Genomic DNA, 26578 nt, shown 5'->3' with positions numbered 1-26578 from the left:
GCGTTATTGCGAATAATCACGCGCACCAAATAATGCCGTACCAATCCGCACCATGGTCGAACCTGCGGCAATTGCTGCATTTAAATCACCGGACATGCCCATACTTAACGTATCCCAATCTGCAGGCTGTGCATGTTGCGCCTTGACCGTATCAAACAGTTGTTTGGCATCCTGAAAGGCGGCAGTGTTATTTGGTGCCGGAATCACCATCAGGCCACGTAAACGTAAATTCGGCAACCGACTGATCTGCTCGACCAGCGCCGGTACTTCGCCAGGGCTACAGCCATCTTTGCTATCCTGTCCATCAATATTGACCTGCAGGCAGATATTCAGTGGCGCCTGCTGATCGCTGCGCTGATTGGACAAGCGCTCAGCAATAATCAGCCGGTCTACCCCATGCACCCAGGCAAATTTTTCAGCCAGATGTTTGGTTTTGTTGCGCTGCACATGGCCAATAAAATGCCACTCAATCTCTAAATCCTGCAGCGCCTCAATTTTTTCCAGCGCTTCCTGTAAATAGTTTTCGCCAAAGGCTCGCTGTCCGGTCTGGTACATTTCCTGCAACACAGCACTCGGATGGGTTTTGGAAACCGCCAGCAGCTGGACCTCTGCCGGGTCACGCTGCGCCTGCTGACAGGCATGCTGAATTTGTTCTAACACATGTTGACGCGATTTTTGCAGGCTATTCATTGATGCGGTTCTCATTTTCATTCATCTTTTTTACTTTGCCCTCGTGCTAGGTGTTGGTTAAGCTGAGGGAAAGCCGTATTATTCTAACAAAATAATTAAGATTTATATGATCTCGGGGAACTTATGGATATTACAGAACTATTGGCCTTTTCGGCAAAAAATGGGGCATCGGATTTACACCTGTCGGCAGGCATGCCGCCACTGATTCGTGTGGATGGTGAAGTACGCCGCATCAATTTGCCCGCCTTGGAACATAAAGAAGTCCACAAGCTGGTCTATGACATCATGAACGACAAACAGCGCCGTGATTATGAAGATAACCTGGAAACCGACTTCTCGTTTGAAGTCCCGGGCGTGGCGCGTTTCCGTGTTAACGCATTTAACCAGAACCGCGGTGCAGGCGCGGTGTTTCGTACCATTCCCTCTAAAGTGCTGACCATTGAAGATTTGGGAATGGGTCAAATCTTTAGAGATATCTGTGACTATCCACGTGGTCTAGTGCTGGTCACGGGGCCGACGGGTTCGGGTAAATCCACCACCCTGGCGGCGATGATTGACTATATCAATGACAACCGCTATGACCACATCCTGACCGTGGAAGACCCGATTGAATTTGTGCATCAGTCTAAAAAATGTCTGGTCAACCAGCGTGAAGTGCATCGTGATACCCACGGCTTTAACGAAGCGCTACGTTCGGCGCTGCGTGAAGACCCGGATATTATTCTGGTCGGTGAGATGCGTGACCTGGAAACCATCCGTCTGGCACTTACCGCGGCAGAAACCGGTCACCTGGTCTTTGGTACCCTGCACACCACCTCGGCGGCAAAAACCATTGACCGTGTGATTGACGTCTTCCCGGCCGAAGAAAAAGACATGGTACGTGCCATGCTGTCTGAATCGTTACAGGCGGTCATTTCCCAAACCCTGCTCAAGAAAAATGGCGGTGGCCGTGTGGCGGCGCATGAAATCATGATCGGGATTCCGGCCATCCGTAACCTGATTCGTGAAAACAAGGTTGCACAGATGTACTCAGCCATTCAAACCGGTGCCAACTACGGTATGAGTACGCTGGACCAGAGCCTGAAAGCCCTGGTCAGCCGTGGCGTGATCAGTCCACAGACCGCGCGTACTGTGGCGAAACAGCCAGAATCGTTCCTCTAATCGTGTGCAGGAAGCCAGGACAGCGCTATGGACTTTAATGATTTATTGAATTTAATGATTCAGCAAAAAGCATCGGACCTGTTTATTACGGCCGATGTTGAGCCTTCCATGAAAATTAACGGCCAGATTGTGCCAGTGGCCAAATCCAAACTGACCGGGGAAATTGTCGGCCAGCTGCTCAACTCGATTATGACCGACAAGCAGCGCAAGGAATTTGCCGATACCCGTGAATGTAACTTTGCCATCACCAACCGTGATAAAAGCGCACGTTTCCGTGTCAGCGCTTTTCAGCAGCGTGATGAACCGGGCATGGTGCTGCGTCGGATTGAAACCAAAATTCCGACCATGGAAGAACTGAAACTGCCGCCAATTTTAAAAGATCTGGCCATGACCAAACGTGGCATCATCATCTTTGTCGGGGCAACCGGTACCGGTAAATCGACCTCTTTGGCGTCAATTATTGGTTATCGTAACCAGAATTCCAAAGGTCATATCATCACCATTGAAGACCCGATTGAATTTGTGCACGAACACGCCGGCTGTATTATTACCCAGCGTGAAGTAGGCATTGATACCGATTCGTTTGAAGTGGCACTGAAAAACACCTTGCGTCAGGCCCCAGATGTGATCCTGATTGGTGAGATCCGTTCACGTGAAACCATGGATTATGCAATTGCCTTTGCCGAAACCGGTCACCTGGTATTTGCCACCCTGCACGCCAACAACGCCAACCAAGCCATTGACCGGATTATCCACTTCTTTGAGGCTGACCGTCATGGCCAGCTGTTTATGGATTTATCACTGAACCTGAAAGCCATTGTGGCACAGCAGCTGATTCCTACTATTGATGGCAACTCACGTCGTGCCGCGATTGAACTGCTGATTAACTCGCCACTGGTGTCCGATTTAATCCGTAAAGGCGATGTGCACGAAATTAAAGACCTGATGAAGCGTTCACGTGAGTTGGGTATGCAAACCTTTGACCAGGCCCTGTATGACCTGTATAAAGCCAAGCAGATCAGCTACAAAGATGCCCTGAAACATGCCGACTCGCCAAACGATTTGCGTCTGCAAATCAAGCTGTCGGAAGAAGGCGGCGAGCGTTTAATGCATGCCACTTCGAATATTACCTTCGACGGGCAATAATTTTAGGCAAAAAAAACAGGCTGATCTTCAGCCTGTTTTTATGGGTTGATTTATTGATGGGCAGTTTTGCGCTTATTTTTTACGGAACGCTTCGCGGCATTCCGGCGCATCGCAGTAGCCATATAAATTCAGTGAGTGACCGGTCAGTTCAAAACCAAACTTTTTCGCCACTTCATGCTGTTCGTGTTCAATCACGTCGTTGGTAAATTCCACCACTTTATTACAGTTCTGGCATACCAGGTGGTCGTGGTGATCTTCCTGCATAATTTCAAAAACCGAATGATTATTTTCAAAATTATGACGCTCGATAATCCCCGCGGCTTCAAACTGTGTTAACACGCGATACACAGTTGCTAAACCCACATCTTCACCCTGTTCGAGTAAAGTCTTGTAAATATCTTCCGCGCTTAAGTGATGTTGTCTTGAATTTTCTAATAATTCCAATATTTTAATTCGTGGAAGTGTAACTTTAAGGCCAGCTTTGCGTAGATCTTGATTTGAAATAGGCATGAAAAAAGGTCTCTCAACAAAATTAAAGTTGGAATATGCAACAAAGTTAAGATGCAGTATGATCTATGCTTGGATCGAATGCATCAATAATTAATTGGGATAGTGTAGCAAAATGCAAAAAGTCATGTTGACGTTATTCGTCACTTCATTGCTCATGGGTTGTTCGACCTTGGGCGTTTATAAAGTAGATATTCCTCAAGGCACCCCCTTAACCCAAGCACAAGCTGCAAAAATTCAGGTCGGCATGAGCCACCAACAGGTCCGCTTTTTGCTGGGTAGCCCAACCATTTCAGATCCAATGAATCCTTTACGTTGGGACTATATTTACCATTATATCCCAGGAACCTATGCTAAGAAAGCCAAGATTCCCGCTGCACAAGGTCAACACTTAAAAATCTACTTCGATCAAACCGGTATTGTGCAGAAAATTGAAGGTTTAGAAACCATTCCTGAACAGCAACCAGGCTTACCGGGTTCAAAAGAAGCAATTTTAACCGCGCCCCCACTATAGCCCCTTTCAGATAAAAAGAAACCCCTCAGTGAGGGGTTTTTCTTATGAACTCAATTGCTTAAAGCGATTGCCTTTGGCATAGCGGCCCACCGGGTTTTTCGCTGCTCGTTTGCGGCGGATATCTTTCGGATTAATGGTCAGCGGCCGGTAAATCTCGACCCGGTCACCCGGTTGCAGTGGCTGCTGCGCATCGGTTAAACGGCTACCAAAAATTCCCAGTTGCAGCGGTTCAGGCAAACTGACCTGTTCGCTAATCCCGCTCTGCTGAATCGCATCCAGCGCAGTCATGCCATTTTGATACGGCACTGCCAGATGAAACTGCTGTTCGGCTGAGGCAAAAGCCACCCAGACATACTGCGCAGTCATCAGAACATTTGTCCAATCACGGCCAGCAGCGCAGCAATAATTGCCAGTGGCAAGACAATACGGATGGCAATACGCCACAGGTTATAAAAGGCTTCACTGCTGAAGTTCATGGATTTACGCAAATGACTGATTTTCATGATCCAACCGGCGAAAATCGCATAAATCAGACAAATCACCAGGCCCCAGATCATCAGCAGCGGATTTAACACACTGGCCAGACCTGGAATGGCCCAGATCAACGTGGCTGCCAGCAGAATGATCCATTGAATTGCCACTGCAATCTGACGCTGTGCCAACTGTTCACGTGCCAGTTGCAGGATGAGCGCAGCAGCCATCACCACAGCAAAAGCCAGCGCAAAAGCGGGTAGCTGAGCAGTCGCGGCAAAGAAAGCAAAGGCAATCACGGCCAGTAATTGCGCCAGCCAGATCGGGAACACGGTTTTGGTCGCCACCTGTTGCTGTTGTACCGCCGGCAAACTGGTTTGCCAGTACAGACCCAGACCTAGGCCACTGGCCACCAACGCCAGTACTGTGGCATTGCCCCACTCGCCAAACTCAAGCGCGGTCATTTGCCATTCAGCAACCGGAGCACCCATCACTTGCGCCAGAATAAAGGCAGCAATCACACCGACCGCAGTCAGGCCAAGCAGCAGCAGACGCGAAATAAAAGACAATGCCAGGGCAACCAGTGCCAAGCTAATAAAAATCCACAACGGTAGAATCGTTGGCAGTGCCAGCTGGGTCAGCATTTGGCTGACATTAAACAGCATCGCGCCTGCTAAAAATGGAATAAACACCGCGGCCAGCCAGCCCACCAGACGCCACTGTGCAGAGGCATCGGCATCACGGGTCAAACTGGATAGAGCCTGCAAGGCTGTAGTTTTTGAACGCTTGGCCAGCGCAATTTCCATATAGGTCAATGGCAAGGCCAGCACCAGCATGGTACCCAACCACAGCAGCCAGAAGTCCAGTTGACGTTCCAGCTGAATGCCAGTGACCGGTGCCAGTGTGGCAATCAGAATAAATGATAAACAAAATGCCATCAGCGGCGATAACCATCGTGACATAGCATTGTCCTGCATGATGCTTTCCTAATAAAAATCTATCGCTATTTTGCCCTTGTCACCCGGGAAAATCAAAAACTAAAAAAGAAAAAGCAAACCATTGGCATCAATGGTTTGCTGCGCTAGTTTTTAGTCCAATATTGTTGTTCTCTGGTTTTATTAATTATGCAGTAATTTATTCTGTTTATGAGAAGAAACGGGCAAACCAGTTTTTACCTTTTTTCTTTTCTTTTTCCTGAATAATACCCATCATATTTTCTTTTACAGCGCCAACATAATCTGCATCATCGTGCTGAATATGGTTAATTAACCATTTAGACAACACTTCGTGCAGTTCTCCTTCAATGGAATGCCCCATTTCAAAGCGTTCACGATACGACTCGATTTTTTTAATAAATAAGTCATGTACACGTTTATGCGGTACGCGGTATTTATAACCGGCTTCTTCTTGTAAAGATTCTTCAAAGGTAAAATGAGACTGGGTATAGTCAATAATATTATCGAGAATCTGTTTAATACGGGCACGATCGGTATTTTCACCAATCTCGACAATTTCGTTAATATAATCAAGAATACGTTTATGTTGGTCATCAATCACATCGATGCCAGTATTATATTCTGGAATCCACTTCATTTTCATACGACCACCCCTGAATCAAATGATTTATAAGCTTTGAGCATAGTAGCCATATTTAATTTAAAATAAAAATGAAGTGATTTACTTGGGATTCCTGTTTCTGCCAACAAATTCACACAAACCCTTGTTTTATAATGTTTATAATATTTTAACCTGAGCAAAAGAGTCAGTTATTATTTAACCATTTTATTATTTTCTGCCATATTTTTAGACTTAAATAAAATACGGCACTATTTAAAATAAAATATACAACAGTAGATTAATATTGATCGGCGCGGGTAATCCGTTTTAATTCCGGATTCAGACGTTCTTTTTCCAAACGTTCAATATAAGTCAGCTGTTTTCTGATCGGCTGTCCCTGCTGGAATAAAATCATTTCGCCGGGGCTAAAAGCCTGCCAGGTTTCATTTTGAGTCAACGGTTCAGTGGTAATCACCGCCACCCGATCTTCCGGTGTGGTGACCTGGCTAAAATCGACCTCGACATCAATATCAATTAATTGGGCCGGTTTAAACGGGTATTCGCGCACCAGCCAGTGCAGTTTGGTGGTGGCGTAGCTAAACAGCGCCTGACCATTGGACAGACAGAAGTTAAAGGTGCCATGCTCGGCAATTTTCGGGGAAATTTCGGTCAGCAGTTCAAAGAGCTGCTCTAAAGACGGTTCCACAAAACCGAATTTCAGCACCATCTGATCGAGCAGATAACAGAATGCCCGCTCGCTGTCGGTATTACCCACCGGGGTAAAATGACCGCTTAAAGCTGGATCAAAATGGTGTAAATCGCCATTATGGGCAAAAATCCAGTGGCGTCCCCACAGCTCCCGAATAAAGGGATGGGAGTTTTCCAGGGTAATTTTGCCTTGCGTGGCTTTACGGATATGCGCAATCACATTGCGTGATTTAATCGGATAGTTGCGTACCAGCTCGGCAATCGGCGATTCTACTGCCGACTGGTTATCGACAAATAAACGGCAGGCCTTGTCTTCAAAAAAGGCAATGCCAAAGCCATCACTATGGTCGGAAGTAATGCCAGCGCGTTGTGAAAAACCACGAAATGAAAAGGTAATATCAGTAGGTGTTGCACAATTCATTCCGAGTAACTGGCACATACAGGACTTCAACATCTGATTAAAACTGCATTTATTGTGCATGACTCTGTCAGGCCATGCAAATCACAATCGCTGCAAAGTTTTATTTATTCCACAATGTGACGGGTATTTTTCTTGAGTACCATCTTTTTTAGCACCTGGTTCATTTCGACAAAGACAAAATAATCCAGACAGTTAAACTCCTGATCATAGTAGGCCTCGGTGGACAGTTTGCCCTGCATTTTCAGGTAAATATCAAACAGCTTGGGAATCCGGCCCTGTTTCAGCGAGGTCATTTCAGAGGCCTGCGGAATATACGCCTGTTTCGAGGCTATGCTACAGCGCTGCTGTTCGCTTAACTGCTGGATATACTGATGGGTATGATAGGCACGCGCTTCATTGCCTTCTAAACGCACACTAACACAGCCAATCAAATAACGAGCCTTCATGCTCCACAGCACTTTGGGCACCAGATTCAGCCACAAAATGGATAAGGCTTTACCAGCCCGATGCCGTGGATGCACGCAGGTACGGCCAATTTCCACAATATTGTTGAGATGCTTTAATTGCTCTTCAATGGCAAATTCGCTGGCACTATAACTTTGCGCCAGTTCATGCCCCTGAAACAGTTTTAATCGGGTATAGGCCACAATTTCCCCACTGGCCTTGTCCCTTAATACGGCATGTTCGCAGCCAAAATCGTAAACATCCTGATCCAGTCCATGCTCGAACTGTAAACCAAACTGGTTGGCAAACTGCTCGGCGCGGAATTGCTGTACTTCTTTTAACTGTTTTAAATTTTCAACCCATTCAAAGCTGTATTCTGTTTTTGTTGTGGTTTTAAAATCATATTTGGTATGATTTTTTTTGCTTAAAGGAAAACTCAAATTTTGTCGATATTGATTGAGTTTGGCTAACATCGATCAGCACTCCTAATGTTCTGCCTATACACTAGGCGATGCAGATGACAATTCAATGACCAAAAATCAGCCATAAAAAAAGGCCTCCTTAGAGACCTTGAGTTGTTTTAACTCTTAGTGTTTGGCGGCACGGTTGGTAATTAAAGTGCCCACTCCATGGTCAGTAAAGACTTCCAGCAAAGAGGCATGTGGCACACGGCCATCGACAATATGCGCACTGACCACGCCATTTTTGACGGCATCCAGCGCACAGCCTACTTTCGGAATCATACCGCCATAAATTACGCCGGTTTCAATTAACTGATCGACTTCCTGAGTGGTTAAACCGGTCAGCAGATTCTTGTTGGCATCCAGTACACCCGTAATGTTGGTCAACAGAATCAGTTTTTCTGCGCCCAAAGCTTCAGCCACCTTACCAGCGACCAGATCGGCATTAATATTATAGGTATTACCGTCTTCGTCGACGCCTAACGGCGCAATCACCGGAATAAAATCGCTTTGGGTAAACATTTCCAGTACGTCGGTTTTCACGCCGACCACTTCGCCGACCAAGCCTAAGTCAATTTTCTGTACTGAACCATCTTCTGCGGTTTTTTCCATCAGCAGTTTTTTGGCCCGAATCAGATTGCCATCTTTACCGGTCAAACCAATGGCACGGCCGCCATGCTGGTTAATTAAATTGACGATAGATTTATTCACACTACCGCCAAGCACCATTTCTACCACTTCCATGGTCGCCGGATCAGTCACGCGCATACCATCAATACGGTCAGATTCGCGGCCCAGCTGTTTCAGGAAGGAATCGACCTGTGGACCACCGCCATGCACCACAATCGGGTTTAAACCGACCGTTTTAAGCAGCACAATGTCACGTGCAAATGAACTTTCCAGCTCAGGATCGGTCATGGCATTGCCACCATATTTCACGACCAGCGTTTTACCCATAAAACGTTGAATATACGGCAAAGCTTCTGTCAGAATCTGTGCTTTGTCGATGCCAGTCTGTTGCTGTGGCATGCGCCTCTCCTTATTGAGCATCTAAAATGTCTTGAGCAATCTGCGGATAACGGTTGCTCAGCATGGAAATAAAGGTATGACGAATATCCGCTAATCGTGCCGGATTATCGGCATCAAAACGTACTGTAAAATATTCGCCCGTATTCGATGCTCGAATAATGCCAAAACCATCTTCAAAATCAAGTCGAACGCCATCAATTTTACTTAATTGTGCGGCCAATGGCTGACTTAAGGTTTCAAGCTCATGTAAAACATGCGCTGAAGCAATGTTGTGAGTGCTGATATAAGTATCTTCAGTACAACAGCGTTCAGGATATTTGGCCAGCAGTTCAGACAGGCTTCGCTCCGGGCGCTGGCTTAAATATTCCATCACCCGCAGCGCGGCATACAGGCCATCATCATAGCCAAAGCCGCGCCCGTCATTAAAGACATAATGCCCGGCATATTCACCACCAAACACTGCGTGTCCCTTTGATTGCGCCAGATACTGACGCAGGAAGGTGCTGCCGGTACGAATCATTACCGGATGGCCACCCAGCGCGCGTACCGTATTACGCACCATGGTCGAACACTTCACATCAAACACCACTTCATGCTGTGGATGTTGCTGTAAACACATTTCGGCAAACAATGCCAGCAAACGGTCTGCACCAATCACTTTGGCCTGTTCATCGACCAGAACCAGACGGTCGCCATCGCCATCCAGTGCAATGCCTAAATCTGCCTGATGCTGCTGTACCGCCTGTTTCAGCTTGCTTAAATGTTTTTCCTGAGAGGGATCTGGGGCATGATCGGGGAAATGCCCATTGGCTTCACAACGAATCGTAATCAGCTCACAGCCCAGTTTTTGCAAGACCAGCGCGGCACAGCGGCCGGCTGAACCATGCAGACCATCGAGTACCACCTTAAAACGGCGCTGTAATTGAATATCATCGAGTAGCGCCTGCTGATACTGCAGGCAAAATTCCGGATAAATCTGATGCAGCTGTTCAGCCACAGGCTGCTGCCGATGCGCCAGAAAATAGTTGCTGGCATGAGCCGCCACCTGCTGGATCTTGTCTGGCGTCGGGGGTTCACCGCCCAGAATCCATTTAATGCCATTGTCAGATTTGGCATTGTGACTGGCCGTGACCATAATACCATTGCCATCAAACTGGCGGGCAATGTAATACAGCATCGGACTGGAACAACAGCCCATTAAGGTCGGGCTTAAACCCTGCTGCTGGAGCACCTGCATGATCAGATCGGCATAGGCCGGACTGCTGAGTCGGGCATCATAACCAATCACCACACGTGTGCTGCCCGTGTTTTTAATTTGTACGGCCAAACCCAACGCCACCGCTTGCACCAGTTCAGGCGTCAGCAAAGTCACCTTGCCACGAATGTCGTAAGCACGGAAAACCTGAAAAGGGAAACTGGACTGTTGAATATCCATGGCAGAACTACTTTATATATGAATAGGGAGAATGATTGTTTTAGGCTTTTTAATATAAAAACTGATTCTATGCGGCCGAAAACAGAATTCACGCTACAAAATGTAATTTTAAGTGTTTGTTGCGTTACTTTCTAGCGTGTTGTGATAAAGCCTAATGTTTAGGCTTTATCATTCAAGCAGATTTTAAGCTTTACCGGTATGGCCAAAACCGCTAGCACCACGTTCGGTGGCTTCAAATTCATCGACCAGATCAAATTGCGCTTGTACCACCGGCACCAGCACATATTGCGCCAGACGCTCACCTGGTTCCAGGCTAAATGCAGTCTGACCACGGTTCCAGACTGACACCATCAATTCACCCTGATAGTCAGAATCAATCAGGCCAACCAGGTTGCCGAGCACAATACCGTGTTTATGGCCCAGACCCGAACGCGGCAGGATTAAACCGGCAAAATGCGGATCTTCAATATAAATCGCCAGACCGGTTTTGACCAATACGGTTTGACCCGGCTCAATGACGGTGGTCTCATTCACGCAGGCACGTAAATCCAGACCGGCCGAACCAGAGGTAGCATAGGTTGGCATTGGCCATTCTTGGCCCAAACGTGCATCAAGCACTTTGACCTGAACTTTCATCAGTTATTCCTGTTTATATCAATGATATGGTTTAGCGTTTAATTAACGCACGTAAATTTTCCAGATAATGCTGGGCCTGCAGTTTCGGATCGATATCGCCAGCCAGCTTTTTCTTGCGACCCAGCCATTCCAGCTCATCTTGTGGCATTTCATCCAGGAAGCGGCTTGGGGTCATCTGTTTCATCTGCCCGCCAGCCTTACGCTGCTCGGCCAGGGTAATGGTGAGGCCTTGACGCGCACGGGTAATGCCCACGTACATCAAACGGCGTTCTTCTTCAACTGTTTCAGCCACAATCGAGTTTTTATGCGGCAGAATTTCCTCTTCCAGTCCAATTAAATAGACATACGGAAATTCCAGACCTTTGGAGGCGTGCAGGGTTAATAAGTTGACCTTGTCAGTGTCTTCTTCTTCCTGCTGCTGCTCCAGCATATCCAGCAGCACCATTTTACGGATCACGCTTTCAATATTTTTTTCGTCCACATCTTCAGCGCGGTTAATCAGGCTTTGAATACTGCTGTACAGCACTTCAATATTGTCCAGCTTGGTTTTTTCCTGCGCAGGCGTAGCGGCGCTTTCCTTGACGTAGTCGATATAGCCAGCTTCGTTCATCATCTGGCGGATGATTGGTACCGGTTCATCATCTTCCAGCAATTCACGGGTAAAATTCTGAATAAAGTCGGCAAACTCGGCCAACTGCGTGGTGGCTTTTTTCGGAATGGCCATGGTCAAACGCTGATCACCGGCTGCCGCCAGCAAGGACAGATGGTTTTCCTGCGCAAATAAGCCCAGTTTTTCCAAGGTCACCGGACCGATGGCACGTTTTGGCGTGTTGATAATGCGCAGGAAAGCACTGTCATCTTCCGGGTTAATAATCAGACGTAAATAGCTCATCACATCTTTAATTTCTGCCCGAGCAAAGAAAGACTGACCGCCTGACAGCTTGTATGGAATCTGCATCTGGCGCAGCTGGGTTTCCAGAATACGTGCCTGAAAGTTACCGCGATACAAAATCGCATAATCTTTCCAGTTTTTACCGTTCATCAGCTTATGCGTGATCAGATCTTTGACCACGCGCTCTGCTTCATCATCATCATTGCGGCAGGTAATCACCCGGATGACTTCACCATGGCCTTTGTCTGACCAGAGTTTTTTGTCAAAAATATGCGGGTTATTGCCAATTACGGTATTGGCGGCTTTTAGAATCCGGCTGGTGGAGCGGTAGTTCTGCTCCAGCTTGATCACTTTTAAATTTGGGAAATCTTCTTTTAAGAGCGCCATATTTTCCGGTTTGGCGCCGCGCCAGGCGTAAATGGACTGGTCATCATCCCCTACGGCGGTGAACTGTCCCATTACCCCGACCAGAAGTTTGACCAGAATATACTGCGCGGTGTTGGTGTCCTGATACTCATCGACGAGCAAATAACGCACCCGGTTTTGCCATTTATCGCGGACTTCAGCATTTTCCTGCAATAACCGGGTTGGCATCACAATCAGGTCATCAAAATCGACTGCGTTATAGGCACGTAAATTACGCTCATACAGCTGATATAAATGCGCCATCTGGATATCTTCTGGCGTTTCACAGGTGGTATGTGCCTGCTCCGGTGGAATCAGGTCATTTTTCCAGTCCGAAATCATTTTCATGGCCCGCGCAATCAGCTCTTTGCTTTCTGCACCCGATAAATTGTCGCGATGCATCAGATCCATCAGAATGCGTTTGCAGTCGTCGGCGTCCAGAATCGAAAAGTTAGCTTTGAGCGGGGTATGTTTCAGCTCTAAACGCAGTAAATTTAAACCGAACGTATGGAAGGTCGAGACCGAAAGACCTTTGGCTTCTTCACGCGACAGCAACTTACCAACCCGCTCTTTCATTTCACGCGCAGCCTTGTTGGTAAAGGTCATGGCGGTAATCCGGTGCGCCGGAATACGGCATTGCTGCACCAGATAGGCAATTTTCCGGGTAATCACCGAGGTTTTACCTGAACCTGCACCTGCAAGCACTAACAAGGGTCCTTGAGTATATTTCATGGCTTCAAGTTGCTTGTCATTGAGTTGACTTGCCAGTGACATAGTGTTTCCTCTATTTCGGTTCGAGCTCGATTATAGTCATCTCCACCACAGTTGCCTAATCTAAAATGCTGCTTTTCTGGTCATAAAAAAAACCACCCTAAGGTGGTTTTTTGAATTCTGGACCGAATTACTGGATCGCGTAAATGCTGATCTCAACACGACGGTTTTGTTCACGGCCTTCTGCAGTTGCGTTAGACGCGATCGGGTTCGATGAACCGTGACCTTGGGCATTAATACGTGCAGTTGATACACCACGAGATGCCAGGTAGCTCGCTACAGATTGCGCACGCGCCTGAGATAACGGGATGTTGATAGAGTCATTACCAGTGCTGTCAGTATAACCTGTCACCAAGATACCGCTCTTGTTATCTTCAGTCAGAACTTGCGCCACTTTATCTAGAGTTGCATAGAAGTTTGGCTTGATGTTTGACTTGTTGGTATCAAAAGTAATGTTACCTGGCATGATCAGGCCAACAGAACCATCTGGGTTACGGTTAACATCTACACCGGTACCAGCCATTTGTTGACGTAATTTTTTCTCTTTATTGTCCAGGTAGACACCTGCAGCACCACCGAGTACCGCACCAATTGCTGCTGCACGGTTGTTTTGTGCGCTGGTATTGGCGTTCCCTTTAGAAATACCATAACCTGCTGCCGCACCAATAATGGTTCCTAATGCGGTTTTGTCATATTCTACACCGCCCAGGTTATTACCAGTGGTTTGACAACCTGTTAATACCATTGCCCCGACTACTGCTGAAATTGCTAGTGCACGCATCGCATGCCTCCTTACTTGTGTTTTTCGTATATGGGAAAGTTTGGATGAAATAAAGTGCTTAGACCATTGATTTTTTGTTAATAAATAAACTTTTATTTACAATTTGCAATAATCTCATGTTGTTCTACGCATAAGTTCACCATAATTCCTACACAGTTTCACTTCAACACTTTTTTATTTTAAAAACAACAATTATATTGGGCAGAACTTCGTATAAGTTGTTTTTATATTCAGGACTGTTTATGTCATCTAAAACCAATAAGCAACCGCTCTTAAAAAAAATCACAAAAGGGCTTACGGTCAGCTCAGTGATCACCGGCAGCACTTTTTTACATGGACCGCCGGTACTGGCTTTGGGCCTGACCAAATTGTTCAAGAAATCGGCCAAGGTCGACCAGACCAATATCCAGATTACCAACAGCTGGCTGAGTGTCAACAACTGGCTGATTGACCATGTATTACCCAATACCCACTGGGACATCAGTATTGAAGATGGTCTGGAACTGAGCATGCAGGGCCGTTATTTAATGACCTGTAACCACCAGAGCTGGGTCGATACCACCGTCAACCAGTATTTCGGTTTAACCCGCATGCCGCTGACCCGTTTCTTTACCAAATGGGAACTGATCTTCATTCCTTTTGTCGGACAGGCCTTTAAAATTCTGGGTTTTCCAATGATGAAACGGCACACCAAAGAACAGATTGCCAAAAATCCGGCGCTAAAAGACCGCGATATGCTGGAAGCGCGTAAATCTTGCGAGCAACTGCTCAGCCAGCCATTTACCCTGCTCAACTATCTGGAAGGCACGCGCTTTACCCAGGAAAAGCATGATCAGCAACAATCACCGTATCAGCATCTGCTGAAACCCAAAGCTGGCGGTCTGGCGCTGGCGCTGAATATTCTCGGCAATGAAATTGATGCGCTGGTAGATATGACCATTGTGTATCCGGACGGCGCACCGGGTTATGGTGAATTCTGGCTGGGTGAAGTGCCACGTATAGCGGTCAATCTGCGCAAAATTGACATTCCAGACTGGGTCTTGGGTGGTGACTATGAAGAAGATGCCGCATATCGGGAACGTTTTCAGGAATGGGTGCATCAACTCTGGACAGAGAAAGATCAGCTCATTCATGAGATGAAACAGAAATTTGCTGAGCAGTAAGCGAGTACCAAAAGCATTATGAAGAAACGCGAAGAGCCGGTGATCAAATCTTCCTTTCACTTTGTCAGAAAGGACTCATGGAGCTGGAAAGTAGTGCTGGTATACGACATCTTTATGATGGCGTTGATCCTCATCAACCTGTTCTGCCTGAGTGCCAATGCCATTTTGATGAGTGATTTTGGTGACTGGCTTTTCAACTTTATTCAGTTGCCGGAGGTACTGCAATTTTATCGCACAGAACTGCGTCCCTGGGTCATTATTACCGAAGGCTGGTTTACCACCTTCCTGATTATCGAGTTGCTGGTGCGCTGGGGCCTGGCGATTATTTTCCGGCATCATGCCCGCTGGTGGTTCTTCCCCTTCGTGCACTGGTATGAAGTGCTGTCGATTCTGCCACAGCTACGTTTTCTGCGTTTATTACGTGCCGTGGCAATTGGCTATAACCTGTATAGTCATGGCTACAAGGTCATCCCGGACAGCATCTTCCGACGCGCCAACTTTTATTACAGCCTGGTGATGGAAGAACTCTCGAGCCGGATTGTGCTGACCATTGTCAATAACCTGCAACGTGAACTGAGCAGCAGCACTGGTCATCGCCAGTTTATTGATGATCTGGTCGAGCAGCACCGCAAACTGCTGGCCGCAGCACTGGCTGATATCTTGCAGCAATCTTTGGGTAAAGAATTGCAGAGCCAGCGTCAGAGCATTGCCGAAAATGTCGGTCAGGTGGTGAGTCAGGCTATTGAAGACACCCCGGAGCTGACCCAGTTACTGCGCCTGCTGCCAATTGTCGGCGGACGTATGGAACGGCAGATTCAAAGCATTGGCCAACGCCTGGGTGAAAATATTACCCAAGGGCTGATTCAGCCTTTTGCCCATCATGACAGCTTGCCAGATAATGTGGCCTATGCGCATATTGCGGATAAAGTCAGCCAGATCGAGATTGAACATAATCCGCATATTGATGCGTTGGTAGAATCTGCAGTGTTTGAAACCCTGGAAGCCATTCGCAAACAGGTGAAAGTGAAAAAGTGGCAACAGATCCTGAATGAGCAGGAAACTGACAAAGAATAGCCAGCAATAAAAATATTTAAACCTTCGGCTAGAGTATTCGGCCGAATTGTTCTAGGATTTGCTCTATTTACAACATTTACTTCGACAACAATGAACAGGTCAGAAGTCTTAAGGAATCATTATGGCTGACATACGGATAAAAGGCAGAATGGTCAATGCGATTCGCATTAGCTTAGATACAGATGATCATGATGCGATCCGCCAGCAATTGAGCCCAATGTTACAAAAAGGGTTTCCACCCCAAATTCCGGCGGTGATTGAAAGTTCGGTAGATCAGGAATTAATTGCCCTGATTCAACTGCTGATTGATCTGAATGTACAGCCACTGGCCGTGGTAGAAGGCATTCTGTCGGAACAGGCGCGTGCCATCCAGTTCCCGGTAATTCCGCAAGATCGTCAGTTACAACAGATCAAAGCCACCCAGGAACAGGTCATTGAAACTCCGGCAGAACCTGAAGCGCCTGCCGCAGAAGCCGCGGTGGTAGAAGCTGCAGCAGCACGAATTTCGCATGTGACCTCTTATCACGATGAAATTCTGCGTACCGGTCAATGTCTGGTCCAGAACCAGGGCGATATTATCTTGAAAGCTGGTATTAACAGCGGTTCGGAAGTGATTGCTTCAGGAAATATACATATTTATGGTAGCGTTCGTGGTAGAGTCATTGCCGGCGCAGGTGGGAACAGTTCAGCACGAATTTTCTGTCATTCCCTAGAAGCAGAATTGGTATCTATTGCAGGCACTTACTGTGTGGCGGACGATATTCCCCCGCACGTAACGAAAAAACCGGTACATATTTACCTAAATGACAACCAAGAGCTTGTATTTGAAGCTCTGGAATTTTAATGTATAAATAAACACCAAAAAACCCCATACACAAAAGGGGGATTTAAACCATAACAGGAGTGGATTCGGTGGCGAAAATTGTTGTCGTAACATCAGGCAAAGGTGGCGTAGGTAAAACTACAACGAGTGCATCTTTTGCAACAGGTTTAGCCCTACGTGGCCACAAAACTGTTGTTATCGATTTTGACGTGGGTTTGCGTAACCTGGACTTGATCATGGGTTGTGAACGTCGCGTTGTTTATGATTTTGTGAATGTTTTAAATAATGAAGCGCGTTTACAACAAGCATTAATTCGCGATAAAGATATTGAAAACCTTTATATTTTACCTGCTTCTCAAACTCGTGATAAAGATGCCCTGACCGATGAAGGTGTGGCACGTGTCATGGATGAGCTTGCTCAAGAGTTTGATTACATTATCTGTGACTCACCAGCAGGGATTGAGCGTGGCGCCATTTTAGCCATGTACCATGCCGATGAAGCGATTATTGTGACCAACCCTGAAATTTCTTCAGTACGTGACTCGGATCGTATTATTGGCATGCTCGACAGCAAAACCAAAAAAGTAGAACAAAACGAAGGACGTATCCGTAAGCATTTATGTATCACACGTTTCAATCCGGAACGTGCCGATAAACAGGAAATGCTCACCATTGACGATATTTCAAAAGATATTTTACGTGTACCAACTTTAGGTGTAATTCCAGAATGTAAAAGCGTTCTGCAAGCATCTAACGAAGGTAAGCCAGTCATTCTGTATAGCGAAACTGAAGCGGGTCAGGCGTATGATGACCTGGTGGCACGTTTCTTGGGTGAAGAGCGTCCATACCGTCACATTACTGCTAAACCTAAAGGCTGGTTAGCACGATTATTTGGAGCGTAATTATGGCAGGATTCTGGAGTAAATTATTTAGCAGCGAAGAAAAAGCATCAAGTGCTCAAACCGCCAAGGATCGTTTAAAAGTCATTGTTGCTTCTGAAAATGGTTTAGGCCGCCGCCTGAGCCAAGACAAAATTGACCAGATGAAAAAAGAAATCATGCAGGTCGTGAACCGCTATGTCCGCGGTGTCGATGAACAGCACATTCAAATGTCGGTACGTTCTGAAGCCAACATTGAAATGCTTGAAATGAATATCAATTTGCCTGAAGAGCGATAATCTGATTTTTGATTAGTCAAGCAAATTGAATCAAGGCAGAATATGAGGCGGAAATAGCAAACTTAAAGCATTGCTTTAAGGATTTGCCTAGCCGCAAGACGAGAAGCTGTGCTTCAAGATAAAGTGCACAAAGACACTTTGCCTCTTGCGAACTCATATTTTGCCTTTTTTTCATTTCGAAAAACTATTCCAGGAGATTGCGATGGCATTGTCTCAACCAGCAACATTCAATGAAGAATGGTCAGATGAGCGTGTATTTGCCTACCTGAATCAGCTTCCTCCGAATGGCGTGAATGCTGATTTCCATGTGCTTTACCATGCATTTAAACATATGCGCCCAACAGACTATGAGCGCTTACTGACCCAGTTTGTTGCCGATGGCCGTGATGTAAATGCCACCAATCCTGAAGGGCAGCGCATTCATGACGTGATTGCTGAATTCCCGCGTCAAAGCGCAGAATTCCTGGCAGTACTGGCAAAATTTGCTTAAGCCGCACTGTCCATAAAAGAGCCCACCTATTGGTGGGCTTTGTTTATAAAGATCGAGAACAGCTTAAACCAGAATTTCACGCTTGCCGTTCGGACCCTGTTCACTGACAATACCCTGCTCCTGCATCTGATCGACAATACGCGCCGCACGGTTATAACCGAGGCTAAACTTACGCTGTAAAGACGATACCGATACTTTACGGGTTTCCAGCACAAAGGCCACACACTGGTCATACAGCGCATCACGGTCTGAGCCGCCATCACCACCATCTTCAAAACCACGTGACGCTGGTTCTTCATCAAATGGAGTCAGAATTTCATCGACATAATCCGGTGAACCCCGTTCACGCCAGGCATCACAAATCCGGTTGACTTCATCATCGGAAATAAAGGCACCATGCACACGTTCCGGTTCAATTTTACCTGGTCCAAGGAACAGCATGTCACCATGACCGAGCAGGTCTTCTGCCCCGCCAGCATCCAGAATAGTCCGTGAGTCAATTTTTGAGTTCACGCGCAAGGCCACGCGAGTCGGGATGTTGGCCTTGATCAGACCGGTAATGACATCCACCGATGGACGCTGGGTAGCCAGCAATAAGTGAATCCCAGCTGCACGTGATTTCTGCGCCAGACGGGTAATCATTTCTTCGGCTTTTTTACCGACCTGCATAATCATGTCGGCAAACTCATCCGCCACAATCACAATTGATGGTAACGGCGTCAAGCGCGGTGCACGTTCCTGGGTTGCTGAATCGCCCGGTTTCCAGGTCGGATCAATCAGGTCCTCGCCATTAGCCAGTGCTTCTTCAACCTTGCGGTTATAGTCGCTGAGTTTACGGATTTTCAGGAATGACATCAGCTTATAACGGCGTTCCATTTCATTGACACACCAGTTCAGGGCGCTGACGGCATCTTTCATATCCGTCACTACCGGCGTTAACAAATGCGGAATATCGTTATAGTTGGCCAGTTCCAGCTGTTTCGGGTCAATCAGAATTAAACGCAGTTGATCCGGCTTGTATTTAAGCAGCATCGACAGAATCATCGAGTTCACCGCCACCGATTTACCCGAACCGGTGGTCCCCGCAACCAGCATATGCGGCGCTTTGCCCAGTTCGGTAATTACCGGATTACCAGAAATATCTTTACCCATCGCCATCGACAGGATGCCATCCTGATCTTCAAATTTCGGGGTTTGCACCAGCTCAATCAGACGCACCATTTCGCGGGTACTGTTTGGCACCTCAATACCGATATACGGTTTGCCCGGAATCACCTCGACCACACGCACCGAAGCCATCGACATGGAACGGGCCAGGTCACGGGAAATATTGGTGACTTTCGAGGCTTTTACCCCCGGCGCCAGATCCAGCTCAAAACGTGTAACTACCGGTCCCGGCTGCGCTTCCACCACTTTGGCTTTGACATTAAATTCCTGCAGCTTGATTTCCAGCAGTTCAGATAAACGCTCCAGCTGCTCTGCGGTGAAGTTGACCTTTTTATTTGGATCGACCTTATCCAGTAGCTCCAGACCCGGCAATGGTGATAAATCACGACGTTTCTCTGCGACCTGCATGGCACGCGACATTGGACGGCCCATGGCATCGGTTAATGGCGCATCAAAGTCAAATTCATCTTCTTCTTGCGGTTTGCCGGCAGTTTCATGCCAGGCCTCAATGAATTCTTCTTTCGATAGGGCTTCTTTCACCGCGTCATTGACCACTGGTGCAGCCGCTGTGGCACTTACCGCAGCCTGATGCTGAATAGGCGCCTGTACAAAAGCCGAAGACTGCGCATAACTGCTGGTAGTTCTTGGGGCAGGTGCTTCTGGCTTCAGATCATCAACCAGCAGATCATCCAGCCCTTCAAATTCTTCATCACTCAGACGGTTTTTCGGGCTTGCATACTGCGCTGTGGCAGCCGATGGCATTTCAACTGCTTGTGCGTCTGGCACCGGCTGAATGTGCGGCGCGGGTTCAGGCTGCGACTGACTATTAAACGGACTGTGCAGATCCTGAGCAGCTTTCCCATTCGGTACAGCAGCCAGCAATTCATCAAAGATTTCATCATCATCCCAGTCAATATTAGACTGCGGCGTATTCGATGCAGGCGGTGCATCATGCACGGGCTGGACCACTGCATTAAAATGATCTTTCGGTGCGTGCGGAATCTGGTCCTGAGAGGCGCGCAACAATTCATGAATATCCTGACTGTGCTTCTGGTCAGCATCATCATTCAGGGCGCGCCAGACTTCACCGGTTGCCACCACACGCTGACTGTCCTGGGTCAGGCGATGGGCTTTTTCGACCGTCTGCTCAAAGGCCTGCTCTTCTTCATCTAGCAGATCCTGCTCTGCAGAACGCTGCTGTTCACGCTCGACCATATCATCAAACAGACGCTCGGCCACCTGTTCATGACGGGACACCGCTGGTGCCACCGGAGCTTCTTCGACTTCACGATGTTCTGGTGCCGGCGTAACCACTTCGGCTGCAGCCGGTGCAGCGGCCACCACTGTTTTTTTAACGACCGGTGCCGGTTGATCAGCTTTAGGCACATCACGGTAAAATAGGTCTTGTAAATAAGCTGGCGTGGCTTTTAAAGTCACCCAGGTCAGGTTCCATTTAATCCCAAAGGCCAGTGTAAACAGGACACCCCAGAACACCAGCAGGAAAAAAGCTGCACCATAAATAGTGAGCAGCTGTGACAGGCTCTGCCCCAGTTCATACCCAATAATCCCGCCAGAAGCATTTTCCAGTGTATCGGCCGGCACTTGCCAGAACAAATACAATAGACTGGCAGTGGCCAGCAAAATAAAGAACTGCGCCGCATAACGGAAAGGACGGTTCAGGAAACTGCGCGGCCACCACACCTGAATGGCTTCAATAAACAGGTACAGCGGAATCAGCAGACTGGCCCAGCCCAAAAAGCCGAACAACAGGTCGGCAATCCATGCGCCAGCGACCCCGCTGGCATTGGACACCTGCTGGGTATCACTAGACAAATGCATCCAGCCCGGATCAAAAGGGGTATAGGTGACTGTCGCAAGGAACAGATAAATCCCGAATGAGACCAAAAATAATGTCATTATTAAGCGCTGTGCATAAGCACCCGACACCGCAGTCATATACTGTCCTGTAACCAATTTTTCATAAATGTTCTTGTGCAACCTGCCAGTTTGGCATGGCCATAAAATAGATATTATGCACCTGTTGCAGCAAAAAAGATGCAAGATTATTGAAGTCAGTTGTTAACTTTTTCTATATAGCTTAAATCGATTTCTATGATCAATAATATCCACTGAATCTCACACAACTGTTATACAGTTTCACGTATAATTCCATAAATTGCTCAATAATAAAAGGATGCTACAGATGGGTGCTCGTCATTCACGTTTGATTATTTTAGGTTCAGGACCTGCAGGTTATAGTGCTGCTGTTTATGCTGCACGTGCCAATTTAAAACCAACCTTAATTGCAGGTTTACAACTCGGTGGTCAACTTACGACGACAACAGAAGTAGATAACTGGCCGGGCGATCCGGAAGGTCTGACAGGACCAGCGCTCATGGAACGTATGCAGGCCCATGCAGAACGTTTCGGGACCGAAATTGTCTATGACCATATCAATGAAGTCGATTTAAGTGTGCGTCCATTCGTGCTCAAAGGCGATATGGAAGAGTTCACCTGTGATGCCTTAATTATTGCCACCGGTGCTACGGCTCAATACCTCGGTCTGGAGTCTGAAGCCAAATTCATGGGCCAAGGTGTTAGTGCCTGTGCCACCTGTGATGGTTTCTTCTATAAAAACCAGAACGTGATGGTTGTTGGTGGTGGTAATACCGCAGTTGAAGAAGCGCTGTATCTTTCCAATATCGCCTCTCACGTGACCCTGGTACACCGCCGTGACAGCCTGCGTTCAGAGAAAATTCTGCAAGATCATATTTTTGCCAAAGAAAAAGAAGGCAAAATCAGCATTCTCTGGAACAACCAGGTCGATGAAGTCCTGGGTGATGCACAATCTGGTGTAACTGCCGTACGTTTGAAATCTACTGTCGATGGTTCAACCCAGAATGTAGATGTATCTGGTATGTTCGTGGCGATTGGTCACAAGCCAAATACGGGCATGTTCGAAGGCCAGTTAAACCTGCGTGATGGTTATATTCAGGTTCAAAGTGGTACTGCCGGTAACGCAACCCAAACCTCTGTACCGGGCGTATTCGCAGCCGGTGACGTGGCAGACAGCGTCTATCGTCAAGCGATTACATCCGCCGGTTCAGGCTGTATGGCGGCACTGGACGCTGAAAAATATCTGGATGCCCTAGGTGAATAATTTTGCCTAAAGCACGAGCCGCCCAATCCGGGCGGCTTTTTTATGTATGATAGAGATCTGTTTCGATTCAGAGTAGCTGTATGACCGCACTTGCACCCTCACAATTTATTTTCCCCCATCCTGATGAAGCTGATCCACAGGGTGAAGGACTGATTTGTATTGGTGCAGACCTGTCCCCCTCGACCCTGTTTGAAGCTTATACCCACGGCCTGTTTCCGTGGTTTTCCGAAGGTGATCCGATTTGCTGGTGGAGTCCCGAGCCGCGCTGCATTATCCGCCCTCAGGATTATCATCCAAGCAAGTCACTGCTGCGTAACATGAAAAAAGGTGATTACCGGATTAGCATCAATCAGGCCTTTGAACGGGTGATTCGCTGTTGTTCGCTGCCACGGGCCTATGCCAATGACACCTGGATTTCCGAAGACATCATTCAGGGCTATATTGACCTGTTTGAGGCCGGTTATGGCTATAGTGTCGAAGTCTGGGAGCAGGATGCGCTGGTCGGTGGTTTGTATGGCGTCACCATTGGCCGCGGCTGCTTTGGCGAGTCAATGTTTAGCCAGCGCACAGATGTCTCTAAAATGGCGTTTTATACCTTAATGCTGATTGGCCGCGACAACGCCCTGCCCTGGATTGACTGCCAGCTGGTCAATGACCATCTATTAAGTCTGGGCGCCTGTACAATAACTCGCCAAGCATACTTAAAATCGTTACAAGATGTTGTAAAACAGCCGGCGATAGATTGGAAAAAATACCAGGAGGGTGTATTTTCAAGTAAAACAATAGCGCAAAACGACTCACTGGATGAATAAATAAAGAGGGATTGCCATGAATTCATATCAACCGAAATCCCTGCTCAACGAATTACAATATTATATTACGCCGCCGCATAACTGCAGTTATCTGGATGATAAATCTGCTCGCATGGTGTTTTTAGATCCGGCGCACCGGATTGATGTGGTGACCCTGTCTGAACTGTCACGCATGGGCTTTCGTCGTAGCGGTGACTTTGTCTATCGGCCGGAATGCCATTTATGCCGTCAATGTCTGTCTTCGCGCGTGCCGGTACACGAATTTCAAATGAACAGCACCCAGAAAAAAGCCTGGAAACGCAATCAGGACCTGCACGTCACCATCCGCTCTACCCAAGAAGCCAATGAACAGCATTATGCGCTGTATGAGCGTTATATTAATGAACGCCATGCCGATGGCGATATGTATCCGCCAAGTCAGGATCAGTTTGAAAAATTTCTGGTGCACAGCTGCACCGACAGTTTCTTTTTAGAGCTTTGGCACCAAGACCGGCTAATTGCGGTCTCGACCTGCGACCTGCTCGATGATGGCCTGTCTGCGGTGTATACCTTCTTTGATCCGGATGAAAACCGCCGCTCCTTGGGCGTATTTGCGATCTTAAAGCAGATTGAACACACCCAGAAACTCGGACTGCCTTATGTTTATTTAGGCTATTGGGTGCCGCATTCCAATAAAATGAATTATAAATCGCAGTATGTACCGCTGGAATTGCTGATTGATGGCCAATGGCGCCGGCTCAACCGCAGCTTAAGCAGCGAAGAAATCCGGCAATTGGGAAACTCTCTCATGACCACCCTGCCCAGTGGTTGGAATAATTCGATTATCAAATAAAACCCAATAATTTTAAAAATTAAGGTGATGAGAAGAGCGCGGCAAAATCATCACTACAGGCTTTAACCATAATAACCGCATGTTCACGTGTGCCATCCGGATTTGGATAATAATTTTTGCGCACATCAATCTGATGAAAGCCAGCTTTTTCATACAGACGGATAGCCGCGGTATTGCTTTCACGCACTTCCAGAAAAATTTGTACCGGCTGATTCGGCAACTGCTCAATCGAATGCTCCAGCAGCTGATAACCCAACCCCTTCCCTTGCTGGTCAGGCACAACCGCCATCAGCAACAGGTTAGCTTCATCCAGCACCGGTTGCAAAATACAGAACCCGACCAGCTGTCCTTGCTGCTCGATTACGGTACATTGATAGCTGTCTACCGCTTCAGCAAACTGTTTCAAGCTCCAAGGATGGCTTTGTACCTGTTGCTCAATGTTAAATACACTATGAATATCAGCGTGTTGCATTAAACGAATCATCTTCGTTCATCATCGGTCAAAACAAAGTTCGCATTATAAGAGCTCTGGATAAAAAATCGAGCAAAAAAAAGGGCAATTTTCATTGCCCCAAGAGTCAACACCGTTAGAAGCCCAATTTGGCTTTCCATGTGTCCAGCAGACTGACGGTATCTAAATCGTTCGGATGAAAGCCCGGGCGGAAATATGCCAGCATCTCACGGCCCATACCGGTAATAATGCCCTTAGAGGGACTATAAGCATAGGTATAAATGGCCTTGAACGCCTCCAGATTTAGCTGTTTGTCTTCTTTTAACAGACGGAACAGGAAATAGTTTTGCACCACAAATAAGGTCAGCATGGCGGCAACCAGTGAGCTGGTGCGCAGTAAATAGGCTTTGGTGCCTTGGCCGAATACACCCTCAAACACATCATAAGCTACCGCTTTATGCTCGTTTTCTTCAATCGCATGCCACAGCCACATGGTTTTCATGGTGTCATCGCTCATCAGTTCCTGAATATGCGAATTACGCAGCAACTGGGTGGCAATGGTCGCGGTAAAATGTTCCAGTGCGGTGGTTGCAGTCAAATCAACCATTTCTTGGGTAATGCCAAAGGGTTTACCGACACCGGCAAATACCTTACGCGCACCTTGAATCACTTTATCGGTATAACGATCTAAACGTTCTACATCATGGCCATATTTTTGTGCCGAGGCATTAAAGCCAACATGCTCCTGGGTATGCATGGCTTCCTGGCCAATAAAGGCTGAAATTTCTTTTTGCAGCTCCTGATTATCTTTAATTGCCGGGTGGTAACGCACTGCACGTACACTATCAATAAAGAATTTTTCACCGGCTGGAAACAGGGCGGATAAAGCGGTCATAAAATGTGTCAGGCCTGCCGAATCTCGCATCCAGTATTCTGGAACCTGATCAAACTCAAACGCCATACGACGTACCGGGAAACTGGCACCTGCGCGGTTGGTAATATTTACTTTAGCATTCATGACCTCAACTCCTTTCAAGTGAAGCATCTCACCTGAAACTTTTATTTATTTTCTTCAGCTTTATCTTACGTGGTTCTGATATGGAGATAAGTGCAGTTAAGGTCAGGCGAATATCAGTTTAGGACAGCTTGCAGTTAAATTGTCTGACAATTTAATCTGCAGAGATAAAAAAAGCGTCCCAAAGGGACGCTTTTTTCACACTATAGAAGTGATTATGCAGTTACTTTAGAAACTACACCAGCACCTACAGTACGACCACCTTCACGGATCGCGAAGCGTAAACCAGCGTCCATTGCGATTGGGTGGATTAATTCTACTGACATTTCAACGTTGTCGCCTGGCATAACCATTTCAACGCCTTCTTTCAGCTGGATCGCACCAG

The 26578-nt window shown here is 47.1% G+C and carries 27 protein-coding genes and 1 pseudogene; 12 read left to right on the top strand and 16 right to left on the bottom strand.

Annotated elements, in window-relative coordinates; translation table 11 throughout:
- Positions 1-3: 3 nt before the first annotated feature.
- Entirely contained in the window at positions 4-690 is a 687-nt protein-coding gene (locus FTU69_RS00140; protein WP_163145486.1) for a YggS family pyridoxal phosphate-dependent enzyme, read from the bottom strand.
- A gap of 123 nt (positions 691-813) precedes the next feature.
- On the opposite strand from FTU69_RS00140, the gene FTU69_RS00135 reads away from it, so the two are divergent.
- Together FTU69_RS00135 and FTU69_RS00130 are read left to right on the top strand one after the other, a co-directional pair.
- The gene (locus FTU69_RS00135; RefSeq protein ID WP_005179768.1) at positions 814-1851 is read left to right on the top strand and encodes a type IV pilus twitching motility protein PilT; all 1038 of its coding nucleotides are present in this window, start codon (positions 814-816) and stop codon (positions 1849-1851) included.
- A 27-nt stretch (positions 1852-1878) separates the two neighbouring features.
- A complete protein-coding gene (locus FTU69_RS00130) occupies positions 1879-2997 on the top strand; it encodes a PilT/PilU family type 4a pilus ATPase (protein WP_005179770.1) in 1119 nt (372 codons plus the stop codon).
- A gap of 72 nt (positions 2998-3069) precedes the next feature.
- Here the strand turns inward: FTU69_RS00130 and fur are convergent, their stop codons facing one another.
- Entirely contained in the window at positions 3070-3507 is a 438-nt protein-coding gene (gene fur / locus FTU69_RS00125) for a ferric iron uptake transcriptional regulator (protein ID WP_005179771.1), read from the bottom strand.
- 112 nt (positions 3508-3619) lie between these two features.
- Between fur and FTU69_RS00120 the strand changes: the two genes are divergently transcribed.
- Entirely contained in the window at positions 3620-4018 is a 399-nt protein-coding gene (locus tag FTU69_RS00120; protein ID WP_005179773.1) for an outer membrane protein assembly factor BamE, read from the top strand.
- 42 nt (positions 4019-4060) lie between these two features.
- On the opposite strand, the gene FTU69_RS00115 is transcribed toward FTU69_RS00120, so the two are convergent.
- The 10 genes from FTU69_RS00115 to FTU69_RS00070 all read right to left on the bottom strand — a co-directional run bounded on the left by FTU69_RS00115 (position 4061) and on the right by FTU69_RS00070 (position 14029).
- Positions 4061-4384 carry an RnfH family protein gene (locus tag FTU69_RS00115; RefSeq protein ID WP_005179774.1) on the bottom strand — a complete coding sequence of 108 codons (324 nt, stop codon included), beginning with the start codon at positions 4382-4384 and terminating at the stop codon, positions 4061-4063.
- Positions 4384-5466, bottom strand: coding sequence for a hypothetical protein (locus FTU69_RS00110; RefSeq protein WP_180103296.1), 1083 nt, complete (start codon positions 5464-5466; stop codon positions 4384-4386). The genes FTU69_RS00115 and FTU69_RS00110 overlap by 1 nt, the downstream gene beginning before the upstream one ends.
- A gap of 166 nt (positions 5467-5632) precedes the next feature.
- Positions 5633-6088, bottom strand: a complete 456-nt coding sequence (locus FTU69_RS00105; RefSeq protein ID WP_005179777.1) for a bacteriohemerythrin — start codon at positions 6086-6088, stop codon at positions 5633-5635.
- Between the two features lie 256 nt (positions 6089-6344).
- Positions 6345-7193: a class II glutamine amidotransferase gene (locus FTU69_RS00100; protein WP_075168090.1), complete on the bottom strand. Its 849-nt coding sequence runs from the start codon at positions 7191-7193 to the stop codon at positions 6345-6347.
- Between the two features lie 86 nt (positions 7194-7279).
- The gene (locus FTU69_RS00095; protein ID WP_005179781.1) at positions 7280-8092 is read right to left on the bottom strand and encodes a GNAT family N-acetyltransferase; all 813 of its coding nucleotides are present in this window, start codon (positions 8090-8092) and stop codon (positions 7280-7282) included.
- 114 nt (positions 8093-8206) lie between these two features.
- A complete protein-coding gene (argB, locus tag FTU69_RS00090) occupies positions 8207-9109 on the bottom strand; it encodes an acetylglutamate kinase (protein ID WP_016659457.1) in 903 nt (300 codons plus the stop codon).
- A gap of 10 nt (positions 9110-9119) precedes the next feature.
- On the bottom strand, positions 9120-10544 hold the full coding sequence (locus FTU69_RS00085; protein ID WP_180103295.1) for a phosphomannomutase/phosphoglucomutase: 1425 nt from the start codon (positions 10542-10544) through the stop codon (positions 9120-9122).
- A 183-nt stretch (positions 10545-10727) separates the two neighbouring features.
- On the bottom strand, positions 10728-11180 hold the full coding sequence (dut, locus tag FTU69_RS00080; RefSeq protein WP_180103294.1) for a dUTP diphosphatase: 453 nt from the start codon (positions 11178-11180) through the stop codon (positions 10728-10730).
- A gap of 31 nt (positions 11181-11211) precedes the next feature.
- Positions 11212-13251 carry a UvrD-helicase domain-containing protein gene (locus tag FTU69_RS00075; RefSeq protein ID WP_005179787.1) on the bottom strand — a complete coding sequence of 680 codons (2040 nt, stop codon included), beginning with the start codon at positions 13249-13251 and terminating at the stop codon, positions 11212-11214.
- Positions 13252-13378: 127 nt separating this feature from the next.
- Positions 13379-14029: an OmpA family protein gene (locus FTU69_RS00070; RefSeq protein WP_180103293.1), complete on the bottom strand. Its 651-nt coding sequence runs from the start codon at positions 14027-14029 to the stop codon at positions 13379-13381.
- A 242-nt stretch (positions 14030-14271) separates the two neighbouring features.
- On the opposite strand from FTU69_RS00070, the gene FTU69_RS00065 reads away from it, so the two are divergent.
- From FTU69_RS00065 to FTU69_RS00040, 6 genes are all read left to right on the top strand, one after another.
- A complete protein-coding gene (locus tag FTU69_RS00065; RefSeq protein WP_180103292.1) occupies positions 14272-15192 on the top strand; it encodes an acyltransferase in 921 nt (306 codons plus the stop codon).
- Positions 15193-15210: 18 nt separating this feature from the next.
- The gene (locus FTU69_RS00060; RefSeq protein WP_180103291.1) at positions 15211-16266 is read left to right on the top strand and encodes a preprotein translocase subunit SecA; all 1056 of its coding nucleotides are present in this window, start codon (positions 15211-15213) and stop codon (positions 16264-16266) included.
- A 121-nt stretch (positions 16267-16387) separates the two neighbouring features.
- On the top strand, positions 16388-17110 hold the full coding sequence (gene minC, locus FTU69_RS00055) for a septum site-determining protein MinC (RefSeq protein ID WP_005179806.1): 723 nt from the start codon (positions 16388-16390) through the stop codon (positions 17108-17110).
- A 68-nt stretch (positions 17111-17178) separates the two neighbouring features.
- Positions 17179-17991 (top strand): septum site-determining protein MinD, encoded by an 813-nt coding sequence (minD, locus tag FTU69_RS00050; RefSeq protein ID WP_005179808.1) that lies wholly within the window; start codon positions 17179-17181, stop codon positions 17989-17991.
- A 2-nt stretch (positions 17992-17993) separates the two neighbouring features.
- Positions 17994-18266, top strand: coding sequence for a cell division topological specificity factor MinE (gene minE, locus FTU69_RS00045; protein ID WP_005179812.1), 273 nt, complete (start codon positions 17994-17996; stop codon positions 18264-18266).
- A 202-nt stretch (positions 18267-18468) separates the two neighbouring features.
- Positions 18469-18756 carry a PA4642 family protein gene (locus FTU69_RS00040; RefSeq protein ID WP_045796110.1) on the top strand — a complete coding sequence of 96 codons (288 nt, stop codon included), beginning with the start codon at positions 18469-18471 and terminating at the stop codon, positions 18754-18756.
- A gap of 63 nt (positions 18757-18819) precedes the next feature.
- On the opposite strand, the gene FTU69_RS00035 is transcribed toward FTU69_RS00040, so the two are convergent.
- The gene (locus FTU69_RS00035; protein WP_180103290.1) at positions 18820-21879 is read right to left on the bottom strand and encodes a DNA translocase FtsK; all 3060 of its coding nucleotides are present in this window, start codon (positions 21877-21879) and stop codon (positions 18820-18822) included.
- 247 nt (positions 21880-22126) lie between these two features.
- Between FTU69_RS00035 and trxB the strand changes: the two genes are divergently transcribed.
- The 3 genes from trxB to FTU69_RS00020 all read left to right on the top strand — a co-directional run bounded on the left by trxB (position 22127) and on the right by FTU69_RS00020 (position 24727).
- Entirely contained in the window at positions 22127-23083 is a 957-nt protein-coding gene (gene trxB / locus FTU69_RS00030; protein WP_016659465.1) for a thioredoxin-disulfide reductase, read from the top strand.
- 80 nt (positions 23084-23163) lie between these two features.
- Positions 23164-23895: a leucyl/phenylalanyl-tRNA--protein transferase gene (aat, locus tag FTU69_RS00025; RefSeq protein ID WP_075175161.1), complete on the top strand. Its 732-nt coding sequence runs from the start codon at positions 23164-23166 to the stop codon at positions 23893-23895.
- A gap of 16 nt (positions 23896-23911) precedes the next feature.
- Positions 23912-24727 carry an arginyltransferase gene (locus FTU69_RS00020; protein ID WP_005179833.1) on the top strand — a complete coding sequence of 272 codons (816 nt, stop codon included), beginning with the start codon at positions 23912-23914 and terminating at the stop codon, positions 24725-24727.
- 19 nt (positions 24728-24746) lie between these two features.
- On the opposite strand, the gene rimI is transcribed toward FTU69_RS00020, so the two are convergent.
- The 3 genes and pseudogenes from rimI to FTU69_RS00005 form a co-directional block, all read right to left on the bottom strand.
- The gene (gene rimI, locus FTU69_RS00015; RefSeq protein ID WP_180103289.1) at positions 24747-25211 is read right to left on the bottom strand and encodes a ribosomal protein S18-alanine N-acetyltransferase; all 465 of its coding nucleotides are present in this window, start codon (positions 25209-25211) and stop codon (positions 24747-24749) included.
- A gap of 103 nt (positions 25212-25314) precedes the next feature.
- Positions 25315-26196 carry a metal-dependent hydrolase gene (locus FTU69_RS00010; protein ID WP_163145480.1) on the bottom strand — a complete coding sequence of 294 codons (882 nt, stop codon included), beginning with the start codon at positions 26194-26196 and terminating at the stop codon, positions 25315-25317.
- 212 nt (positions 26197-26408) lie between these two features.
- Positions 26409-26578: pseudogene (locus FTU69_RS00005) on the bottom strand (elongation factor Tu); the annotation flags it as partial.

The sequence above is a fragment of the Acinetobacter sp. YH12134 genome (genome assembly GCF_013418555.1).
GTDB lineage: Bacteria > Pseudomonadota > Gammaproteobacteria > Pseudomonadales > Moraxellaceae > Acinetobacter > Acinetobacter indicus.
This window is presented reverse-complemented; position numbering and strand designations above follow the sequence as displayed.

Excerpts from the sequence above, each read along its gene's own strand:
- FTU69_RS00140 (WP_163145486.1), bottom strand. The coding sequence starts at position 690 with ATGAATAGCCTGCAAAAATCGCGTCAACATGTGTTAGAACAAATTCAG.
- FTU69_RS00135 (WP_005179768.1), top strand. The coding sequence starts at position 814 with ATGGATATTACAGAACTATTGGCCTTTTCGGCAAAAAATGGGGCATCG.
- FTU69_RS00130 (WP_005179770.1), top strand. The coding sequence starts at position 1,879 with ATGGACTTTAATGATTTATTGAATTTAATGATTCAGCAAAAAGCATCG.
- fur (WP_005179771.1), bottom strand. The coding sequence starts at position 3,507 with ATGCCTATTTCAAATCAAGATCTACGCAAAGCTGGCCTTAAAGTTACA.
- FTU69_RS00120 (WP_005179773.1), top strand. The coding sequence starts at position 3,620 with ATGCAAAAAGTCATGTTGACGTTATTCGTCACTTCATTGCTCATGGGT.
- FTU69_RS00115 (WP_005179774.1), bottom strand. The coding sequence starts at position 4,384 with ATGACTGCGCAGTATGTCTGGGTGGCTTTTGCCTCAGCCGAACAGCAG.
- FTU69_RS00110 (WP_180103296.1), bottom strand. The coding sequence starts at position 5,466 with ATGCAGGACAATGCTATGTCACGATGGTTATCGCCGCTGATGGCATTT.
- FTU69_RS00105 (WP_005179777.1), bottom strand. The coding sequence starts at position 6,088 with ATGAAAATGAAGTGGATTCCAGAATATAATACTGGCATCGATGTGATT.
- FTU69_RS00100 (WP_075168090.1), bottom strand. The coding sequence starts at position 7,193 with ATGTGCCAGTTACTCGGAATGAATTGTGCAACACCTACTGATATTACC.
- FTU69_RS00095 (WP_005179781.1), bottom strand. The coding sequence starts at position 8,092 with ATGTTAGCCAAACTCAATCAATATCGACAAAATTTGAGTTTTCCTTTA.
- argB (WP_016659457.1), bottom strand. The coding sequence starts at position 9,109 with ATGCCACAGCAACAGACTGGCATCGACAAAGCACAGATTCTGACAGAA.
- FTU69_RS00085 (WP_180103295.1), bottom strand. The coding sequence starts at position 10,544 with ATGGATATTCAACAGTCCAGTTTCCCTTTTCAGGTTTTCCGTGCTTAC.
- dut (WP_180103294.1), bottom strand. The coding sequence starts at position 11,180 with ATGAAAGTTCAGGTCAAAGTGCTTGATGCACGTTTGGGCCAAGAATGG.
- FTU69_RS00075 (WP_005179787.1), bottom strand. The coding sequence starts at position 13,251 with ATGTCACTGGCAAGTCAACTCAATGACAAGCAACTTGAAGCCATGAAA.
- FTU69_RS00070 (WP_180103293.1), bottom strand. The coding sequence starts at position 14,029 with ATGCGTGCACTAGCAATTTCAGCAGTAGTCGGGGCAATGGTATTAACA.
- FTU69_RS00065 (WP_180103292.1), top strand. The coding sequence starts at position 14,272 with ATGTCATCTAAAACCAATAAGCAACCGCTCTTAAAAAAAATCACAAAA.
- FTU69_RS00060 (WP_180103291.1), top strand. The coding sequence starts at position 15,211 with ATGAAGAAACGCGAAGAGCCGGTGATCAAATCTTCCTTTCACTTTGTC.
- minC (WP_005179806.1), top strand. The coding sequence starts at position 16,388 with ATGGCTGACATACGGATAAAAGGCAGAATGGTCAATGCGATTCGCATT.
- minE (WP_005179812.1), top strand. The coding sequence starts at position 17,994 with ATGGCAGGATTCTGGAGTAAATTATTTAGCAGCGAAGAAAAAGCATCA.
- FTU69_RS00040 (WP_045796110.1), top strand. The coding sequence starts at position 18,469 with ATGGCATTGTCTCAACCAGCAACATTCAATGAAGAATGGTCAGATGAG.
- FTU69_RS00035 (WP_180103290.1), bottom strand. The coding sequence starts at position 21,879 with ATGACTGCGGTGTCGGGTGCTTATGCACAGCGCTTAATAATGACATTA.
- trxB (WP_016659465.1), top strand. The coding sequence starts at position 22,127 with ATGGGTGCTCGTCATTCACGTTTGATTATTTTAGGTTCAGGACCTGCA.
- aat (WP_075175161.1), top strand. The coding sequence starts at position 23,164 with ATGACCGCACTTGCACCCTCACAATTTATTTTCCCCCATCCTGATGAA.
- FTU69_RS00020 (WP_005179833.1), top strand. The coding sequence starts at position 23,912 with ATGAATTCATATCAACCGAAATCCCTGCTCAACGAATTACAATATTAT.
- rimI (WP_180103289.1), bottom strand. The coding sequence starts at position 25,211 with ATGATTCGTTTAATGCAACACGCTGATATTCATAGTGTATTTAACATT.
- FTU69_RS00010 (WP_163145480.1), bottom strand. The coding sequence starts at position 26,196 with ATGAATGCTAAAGTAAATATTACCAACCGCGCAGGTGCCAGTTTCCCG.